The 404-nt window shown below is 44.3% G+C and carries 1 protein-coding gene; it reads left to right on the top strand.

The window, feature by feature from the left end; genetic code table 11:
• On the top strand, window positions 1-404 hold a 404-nt coding region (locus tag EVJ21_RS15270), incomplete at both ends, for a UbiD family decarboxylase domain-containing protein (RefSeq protein WP_201739997.1).

Below are 404 nucleotides of genomic sequence, written 5' to 3'. Positions count from 1 at the left end.
ATGCCAACTAAAAGACTCAAGTCGGCCGCCTGCCAAGAACAGATTTGGCAAGGGGAAGATGTTGATCTGTTTCGTCTACCTATAATGCATTGTTGGCCAGAAGATGTTGCACCATTAATTACATGGGGATTAACGGTTACTCAGGGACCTTTTAAGGCGCGGCAAAATTTAGGTATTTATCGACAGCAACTATTAACTAAAAATAAGCTGATTATGCGTTGGTTATCTCATCGGGGTGGAGCATTGGATTTTCAAGAGTGGTGTGATAAATATCCAGCTACACCTTTTCCGGTAGCGGTGGCTTTAGGGGCTGATCCTGCCACAATTCTAGCCGCGGTGACACCTATTCCAGATACACTTTCCGAATATGCATTTGCTGGATTATTACGCGGACATCGTTCATC

The organism is Exiguobacterium sp. SH0S2 (assembly GCF_004337185.1).
GTDB lineage: Bacteria > Bacillota > Bacilli > Exiguobacteriales > Exiguobacteriaceae > Exiguobacterium > Exiguobacterium aurantiacum_A.
Note: the sequence above shows the minus strand (reverse complement) of the source record. Positions and strands in the feature narration are given on the sequence as shown.